Source organism: Mesorhizobium sp. M0276, from assembly GCF_040321755.1.
In the GTDB taxonomy this organism is placed as follows: Bacteria; Pseudomonadota; Alphaproteobacteria; order Rhizobiales; family Rhizobiaceae; genus Mesorhizobium.
Window position 1 is genome coordinate 19,667 of record NZ_JAMYSC010000064.1, and the last position, 7,677, is coordinate 27,343.

A 7,677-nucleotide genomic window follows, 5' to 3' on the forward strand; every position below is an offset into this window, starting at 1 on the left:
ATGAACGCAGCGAGCAATCCCAGCGCCGCGCCCAAGACATATGGCAGGTAGCTTCGCATAAGCTCACCCTGGAACAATTGGTGCATCAAGTCTGTTGGAAGTCGACTGGAAGTGCAAGTTCACCCGACGGCGCAGCAGGGCAACGAATTCGGGTTAACGGGTTCCTTCGGAGCCTTCGCCGGCGCGTAGGCTGACGGAGCATTAAACGAAAAACCCGCCTGAGCGGCGGGTCACTGGCGCAAATCAGCACCATGGACGAATATGTACCATAGCTGAGGGCACGAAATCAAGAAAAAATTCCTATCGCAAAAAGCTACCGGCACAAAAGTTGCCGACACCGCCGAACTGGCTGCCGCCAGGCCATTGCTGACCTGGGGTTCGGAGCTCTGGACGGCGCAGGCCCTTCCGGGGACACTGTCTAAAACGCGGTTCGCACCCTGAGCCGCAGGATCGTCAGCAGGCTGAAGCCGCGTGCGAGCAGGAAAACGTGCAACGCCGCCCACAGGCCGTGATTGCCGTAGGTAGGCGCGAGCGTCAGCAGCGCGGCCGCGAAAACGAGGAACGACAGCAGCATCATGTTGCGCATGTCGCGCGACCAGGTCGCGCCGATGAACACGCCATCCATCTGGAACGCCAGCACACCGCTCAGCGCGGTGAATGCCGCCCACGGCAGGTAGATGTCGGCCATCGAACGGACTTCCTCCGATGTCGTCACAAGAGCAACCAGACCGGCGCCGCCAAACAGCAGCACCAGGGTCGCGGCACCCGCCAGCCCAAACCCCCAGAACAGGGTCAGCCGCACCGCCTGGCGGAAGGGCGCGGCGGCACGCGCGCCGACGGCACGACCGGCCAGCTGTTCGGCGGCGGTGGCAAAGCCATCGAGAAAGTAGCCGGCAACGAGAAAGAAATTCATCAGCACGGCGTTGGCGGCCAGCGTCACCGTACCCAACTGCGCGCCTTGGCGGGTGAACAGCGCAAAGGCGGCGAGCAGCGAGAACGAGCGGATCATGATGTCGCGGTTGAGCGACAGCATGCGCACAAAGGCAGCTATGTCGAGCAAGCGATGGCGTGGCAAGGATGGGGTCGCCCGGAACCGGCGGATCACGATCGCCAGGCCGAGCAGCATGGCAAGGAACTCACCGGTCACGGTCGCCCAGGCGACGCCGACGACGCCCCAGCCGAGTTCCAGGCCGAGCAGGAAGCAGAGCGCGATGTTGATGCCGTTCAGCACCAATTGCAGCATCAAGCCGAGTCCGCCCTCGCCGCGCCCCAGCACATAACCGAGAACGGCATAGTTGATCAGTGAGAAGGGTGCGGCGAGCAGCCTGATCCTGATGTAGACGCCCATCGCCTCGCTGACACGCGGTTCGGCGCCCATGAACTTCTGCCCGGCGACGGCAACCAGGGGCGCAAGTGCCGCGAGCACGATGCCGGCGACAACCGCGATCAGCACGGCGCGCCAGAACACCGCCTGTTCCTCCAGCGCATCGCCGCGCCCGAACGCCTGGGCGACGAGACCGGTGGTGCCGGAGCGCAGGAAATTGAAAGTGGTGAAGACGACGTCGAAGATGAGCGCGCCGGCCGCCAGGCCGCCGAGCAGGGCAGCGTCACCGAACTGACCGACGACAGCTGTGTCGACCAGGCCGAGCATCGGCGTCGTCAGATAGGCAAGCGTCGTCGGCACCGCGATGGCCAGCACGGAACGGTTGGTGACGACAAAGTATCTGGCGTCGGCTGGGGTTGCACCCTTGTCCAAGGATTGCTGCCTTGCTGATTGCGGCTTGATCGAACCGCCGATGTGCCCCATTTTCCCGGCATCGCGCAATCACTCTTCCCGCGAAGGCCAACCGAATTACCCGGTCTGGCGCGAGCCCGCCGGATCCAGTTCATGCCTTTGCAGATCGTCCATCACCCCGACTACGACGCCGGCTTCGCTGTCAACCATCGCTTTCCGATGAGCAAATACCCGCTGCTGATGGATACCTTGCGCGCACGCGGACTGGCCGGGCCCGACGCGCTCAACTCCGCGGAACCCGCGCCGGCGTCATGGCTGAAGCTTGCCCATGCGGCCGACTATGTCGACCAGGTCATCAGTTGCTCCGTGCCCGAAAAGATCGAGCGAGAGATCGGTTTCCCGATCGGGCCCCGTGTCTCGCTGCGCGCGCAGCTTGCCACCGGCGGCACGGTGCTGGCGGCGCGGCTTGCCTTGCGCCACGGCATCGCCTGCAACACCGCCGGTGGCAGTCATCATGCGAGGCGTGCGCAAGGTGCGGGCTTTTGCACCTTCAACGATGTTGCCGTCGCATCGCTGGTCTTGCTCGCCGAAGGCGCCGCCACAAACATCCTGGTGGTCGACCTCGACGTGCATCAGGGCGACGGCACGGCGGACATTCTCGCGGACGATCCGCGCGTGTTCACCTTTTCCATGCATGGCGACCGCAACTACCCTGCGCGCAAGGTCGCCTCCGACCTCGATGTCGCGCTGCCCGATGGCACGTGTGACGCCGCTTACATGGAAAGGCTCGCCGCCACCCTGCCGGAACTGTCCGCCAAAGCGCATTGGGACATCGTCTTCTACAATGCTGGCGTCGACGTCCATGCCGAAGACCGGCTTGGCAGGCTGTCGCTATCGGATGCCGGGCTGCGCACGCGCGACAATACGGTCATCCGCCATTTTCGCGCGCAGGGCATTCCCGTCTGCGGCGTCATCGGCGGCGGCTATTCCATGGACGTGCCCGCCCTGGCGGCGAGGCACGCCATGCTGTTCGAGGTGGCGTCGGACTATGCCCGGTAGCTACTTCCGATAGTTGGCAAGCCTCAGCAGGATGAAGGCCGGCACGACGACCGCCGCACCGAGCAGGATGTAGCCGAAGAAGCGGTCGATGGCGTGGAAGCCAAGATTCCACAGGTCGATGAAGAACTTCCGGATGCCGTAGAACACATCCATCGGCGACCAGCCGAAGGCATTCATGACCAGGCCGACAAGGAACGACACGACCAGCAGTTTCAGGATCACCTTGAGCGGCGAGTCGCCGAGAAAGCGTGTCAGTGCGGACAAGGCCCGTCTCCAGATTGAGGTACCCAGACTCGAGGGCGTCGGCCAGACATACGCACTTGGCTTGCCGGCTTCAAGCCGGCAGTTTTGCGGATGGCGAACACCTCGAGCGAGGCATTGGCGTGGCCGCAAGCAACGCCAAGGCGTGGCAGCCGGCCGACGGCCGCGTCCGATCCCGCTGGCTTATCTGTTTTCTAACCAATTGCCGCTATTCCCAATCGAATAGCGGGAGCAAGGCCTTTGGTGGAGACGCAGAAAAACACCGCGCGACGCGGCGTCATGCTGTCGGTGGTCGTCCCATGCTACAATGAGCTGGACGGGGTGGCCGAACTTCATCGACGGGTGACGGCGGCATGCCTGGAACAGGGCTCCTCGTATGAGATCGTCCTTGTTATCGATGGCGCCACCGACGGCTCGCGAGATGCTATTTTCAAGCTGGCCGAAAAGGACGATCACGTCGTCGCCATCGACCTTGCCCGGAACTACGGCCACCAGATCGCGTTGAGCGCGGGGCTCGAATTCTGCCGCGGCCAGCGCATTCTCATTCTCGATGCCGACCTGCAGGATCCTCCTGAGCTGCTCGGCGCGATGATGGCGAAGATGAACGAAGGCTTCGACGTCGTTTACGGCCAGAGGCTGAGCCGTGACGGGGAAAGCTGGTTCAAGCTCACCTCCGCTTCGATATTCTATCGCTTGCTGCGCCGCATGGTCGACGTCGACATAGCCCCGAATTCCGGGGATTTCCGGCTGATGAGCCGCCGCGCGCTCGACCATCTGAACGCGATGCCCGAGCGCTACAGGTTCATTCGCGGCATGGTGAGCTGGATCGGGCTTAAACAGGTGGCTTTCCCCTATGAGCGGCACCGGCGCTTTGCCGGCACCACCCACTATCCCCTGAAGAAAATGGTTCTTCTGGCGATCGACGCGATGACCAGCTTTTCCATCGCGCCCCTGCGGTTCGCCTCGCTGCTCGGGATGATGTTCGGGCTTCTGGGTCTGTTCGTGCTCGGCTACACGCTGTTGGAATGGTCGGTCGGAAACGTGATGCCCGGCTGGACCAGCCTTGCCGCGATCATGCTGATCCTCGGCAGCGTCCAGCTCATGGTGCTTGGCATCTTCGGCGAGTATCTCGGGCGCATGTACATGGAGACAAAGCGGAGGCCGCTCTACTTCGTCAACGAGGTCGTTTCGCGCAGCCAGGCAGCCGAGGACGGGGAACTGCCCGTCCATCGCTTGCAGGAGATGGCAAAGAGGGCCGCACGTGCTTGAGGCGGAGTTCGACCGGGCGCAGCGGGAACGGCATGGGCAGGATGCGATCGGCTTTTCCGTGTGATTTCTCGCGGATGCTGCGATTTGGTGCCATCGGGCTCCTTAACACGGCGCTCGGATATACGCTCATCCTGGCTGGGCTGGCGCTCGGCTTCGGCGATGTCGCCTCCAACGCGGCGGGCTATGCCGCCGGCCTCACCCTCGGTTTCTTCCTCAACAGCCAATGGACATTCAGCCGTGCCGGTCGCTTTCGCCCAGGCGCGGTCGTGCGATACGCGATCACCTTCCTTATCGCCTACGGTGCCAACCTGGGCGTCGTGGTCACCGCCATGTCTGCCGGCTACATCGAAAACCCGTTGGTCCATCTGGCGGGAAACTGCCTTTACTCAGTCATCTTCTATGTCGGCTCGGCCCGTTTCGTGTTCGTCGGCAGCACGGATGATCCCGATCCCTTGACCGGAAAGAACGCAAAATGGCCTGGAGCTGCGACATGAACCAGACCAAGGCAATCTTGCTGGCCACGCCGTCGATCGAGGACGCACAGCGCACCCGGCTGGTCTTCTGCCTGCTCGCGGCCTTGGCGATGGCGGGGGCCCTGGCTGCCCAGGCCGGTGCCACCCTGCAGGATCCCGACAGTTGGTGGCACGTCAAGGTCGGGCTGGATTTCCTGGCAAACCGGACATTTCCGACGGTCGACCGTTATTCCTACACTTTTGCCGGCCAGCCATGGATTGCCAAGGAATGGCTGGGGCAGATCCTGCTGGCTCTTGCCTACCGGGCAGGAGGCTGGAACGGGGTGGTCACCCTGATCATCACCTCGATTTCCCTGACGGTTTTGCTGATGGGGTGGTTTCTCAGCGCATGGCTGAAGCCGATCCTGGCGATTGCACTGGCCTTCGCCGTGGTGTTCCTGATCAACCCGATCTTCACGGCGCGCCCGCATGTCTTCACTTTCCCGATCATCGTCATCTGGACGGAGATGCTCTTTCGTGCGGCACGGGAAGAACGGGCGCCGCCCTGGTGGCTGCTCGTGCTGGTCGTGTTGTGGGCGAACCTGCACGCCACCTTCACCTTGAGCTTCGTCATCGCGGCTTTCGCCGGTCTCGATCTGCTGGCGCGCACGGGCCTGTCAAAACCGGCCCTCCTGGCGAAATGGATCGCATTCGGCCTGCTTTGCCCGCTGGTCAGCCTGATGCATCCCTACGGCGTGAAAGCCATCCTAGCCACGCTCACCGTCGCCTACGGCAACGAGGCGGTGCCGCTGATCATGGAATGGAAACCGTTCAGCCAGCCGGACAGCCCCGTCCAGGAAGTTGCGATACTGCTGGCGCTTTTCGGGCTTCTGGTGTCACGGTTGCGGATTGGCTGGGCCAAGGCGTTGTTCGTCGTCTTCACCTTGCATGTCTATCTCGCCCATGTGCGTTTCATGTATCTGTTCTTCCTGCTGGTTCCCCTGGTGATCGCGATCGAGGTCGCGCAGCAATATCCCTCTCTTTCAGCCACCGCATGGCTGGTGGAAAAGCGCGACAGACTGGAAACATTCCTCGCCAGGCGGTTCTACGCGATCTGCGGTGCGGCGGCCGTCTTAACGATCGGCGGGATCGGCCTGCTCAGCAGTGCCTACCAGGTCGCGCCGAGCCCGAAGACGTCGGCCAGCGGCGCGCTGGCCTTCGCCGCAAGTCATCATCTGTCCGGCAACGTGCTGAATTCCTACAATTTCGGCGGCACGCTGATTTTTCACGGCATCAAGACCTATATCGACGGGCGGACGGACCAGCTGTTTCTGGGCGGTTTCACAAAAACCGATGACGAGACGGGACACAGCGACGGCAAGCCGCTCCTCGAAGCCCGGCTGAAGAAATACGCAATAGGCTGGGCACTGCTGTCGACCGGCGACAGCCGCATCCCCTTCTTCGACCAGCTTGGCTGGAACCGGGCCTATGCGGATGATTACGCGGTGATTTACCTGCCCGGCGCCTGATCCTGCGGCGTGCCGGCGCGAACCGGCTTCGCCAGCATTCGAACCTTGGCATCCGGCTTGCACTGATCGTCAGAAAAATCAGAGAAATAGTCCGGGAAAGTCGTCGGCGTTAACTTCATGCCTGGCTAATTCATGCTATCGCTGCCGGCTGGTGATGCTGGAGGGCTGGCATCCCACAGGGGATGACGTCAATTATGTTCATGTTAAAGCGACGGGCCGGAAAATTTTCCAGGGCCGTTTTCAGTCTGGCCTGGGCGCTGCATCTGGCAGCAATTCCGATTTCCTATTCGACAAACGCATACGCGCTCAACGGCGATGTCAAGCTGCCCAAACCTTATATTTCCAGGGCGATCGAAGCGGTCCTGCTGCCAATCAATGGCACTGTACGCAAGGAGTTCAAACTCAAGCCACACGCCCACGGCGTCCTTGTGCTGTCGGTGAAGCCTGGTGGCACCGGCGAAAAGCAAGGCATCAAGCCTGGCGACGTGATTGCCAAGGTCCACGGCCACAAGATCTACAAGCCGATCGATGTCGATACGGTGGTCTACCATTGGGCCAAAGCAGGCAAATCCGACTTCCGATTCGACTGCTATCGCGATGGCAAGTCCTACAACTCCAACGGCACGATCACGCTTAGCAGCTACGAAACCGCCGTCGATGTCGTCACTGTCGCGACGTGGACAAGCTGGTCCGTCGCAACTGCCTTCAGCTATTCGGAGTTCTACAGCGAATATAGCCAGGAGATGACTGCCACCTACGAATCATCCGAGACGACCGTGGAGGCGACTGCCTCTTCCGAGGAATTCACCTCCGAGGCCAACAGCGAGGCTACCGACGAAAGCTCGGACAGCAAAGCGGACGCGACAACTGACGGCGCGAGCGATTCGGCGACGGAGCCGAGCGATCAGGCAGAGGCTTCCGGAACCGACGACACCGATGCTCCCGCCGCGGAAGACAATTCCGACGGCGGCGACGATGGCGATGCCGCCGATGACAGTTCCGGCGACGATGATTCCGGTGGCGGGGACGACGGCGGTGGGGATGACGGCGGTGGCGACGATAGCGGTGACGACGAGTAATCCGCCAGCCTGCCGACTACCGGATCGGCAGAGATATTCAGATGTTGGGTTCGAGCGCACGGCAATCGCTTCGGGCTAATTTTTCACCTTGCCGATGTCGACACTCAGTCTGACGCGATTGGCCTAGGTTCGGGCGCAGGGCGGAATCATGAATCGTTAACGCTCTGGTAACCAAGTGGGATTCTGTTGGCCGGGAAGGAGACCGGCCATGGACGCAAGCTTTCTCGATCATATTGACGACATTGAAGACCCTCGCGTGCCCGGAATGGTGGTCTATCGGCTCGACGAGATCC

7 protein-coding genes are annotated in these 7,677 nt (G+C 62.0%); 5 read left to right on the plus strand and 2 right to left on the minus strand.

Annotation, left to right across the window (positions count from 1 at the left end; translation table 11 throughout):
• Positions 1-418: 418 nt before the first annotated feature.
• Positions 419-1,756, minus strand: a complete 1,338-nt coding sequence (locus NKJ01_RS31095) for an MATE family efflux transporter (RefSeq protein WP_352734028.1) — start codon at positions 1,754-1,756, stop codon at positions 419-421.
• Between the two features lie 132 nt (positions 1,757-1,888).
• On the opposite strand from NKJ01_RS31095, the gene NKJ01_RS31100 reads away from it, so the two are divergent.
• Positions 1,889-2,794: a histone deacetylase family protein gene (locus NKJ01_RS31100; protein WP_352734030.1), complete on the plus strand. Its 906-nt coding sequence runs from the start codon at positions 1,889-1,891 to the stop codon at positions 2,792-2,794.
• Here NKJ01_RS31100 and NKJ01_RS31105 read toward each other — a convergent pair whose 3' ends face one another.
• Positions 2,795-3,058: a DUF6460 domain-containing protein gene (locus tag NKJ01_RS31105; RefSeq protein ID WP_352601310.1), complete on the minus strand. Its 264-nt coding sequence runs from the start codon at positions 3,056-3,058 to the stop codon at positions 2,795-2,797.
• A gap of 276 nt (positions 3,059-3,334) precedes the next feature.
• Between NKJ01_RS31105 and NKJ01_RS31110 the strand changes: the two genes are divergently transcribed.
• The 4 genes from NKJ01_RS31110 to NKJ01_RS31125 all read left to right on the plus strand — a co-directional run bounded on the left by NKJ01_RS31110 (position 3,335) and on the right by NKJ01_RS31125 (position 7,384).
• Positions 3,335-4,324, plus strand: coding sequence for a glycosyltransferase family 2 protein (locus NKJ01_RS31110; RefSeq protein ID WP_352734038.1), 990 nt, complete (start codon positions 3,335-3,337; stop codon positions 4,322-4,324).
• 74 nt (positions 4,325-4,398) lie between these two features.
• Positions 4,399-4,818, plus strand: coding sequence for a GtrA family protein (locus NKJ01_RS31115; RefSeq protein ID WP_352734032.1), 420 nt, complete (start codon positions 4,399-4,401; stop codon positions 4,816-4,818).
• A complete protein-coding gene (locus NKJ01_RS31120) occupies positions 4,815-6,305 on the plus strand; it encodes a hypothetical protein (RefSeq protein ID WP_352734034.1) in 1,491 nt (496 codons plus the stop codon). The genes NKJ01_RS31115 and NKJ01_RS31120 overlap by 4 nt, the downstream gene beginning before the upstream one ends.
• Before the next feature lie 194 nt (positions 6,306-6,499).
• Positions 6,500-7,384, plus strand: coding sequence for a PDZ domain-containing protein (locus tag NKJ01_RS31125; protein ID WP_352734036.1), 885 nt, complete (start codon positions 6,500-6,502; stop codon positions 7,382-7,384).
• The last annotated feature ends 293 nt before the right edge of the window (positions 7,385-7,677 follow it).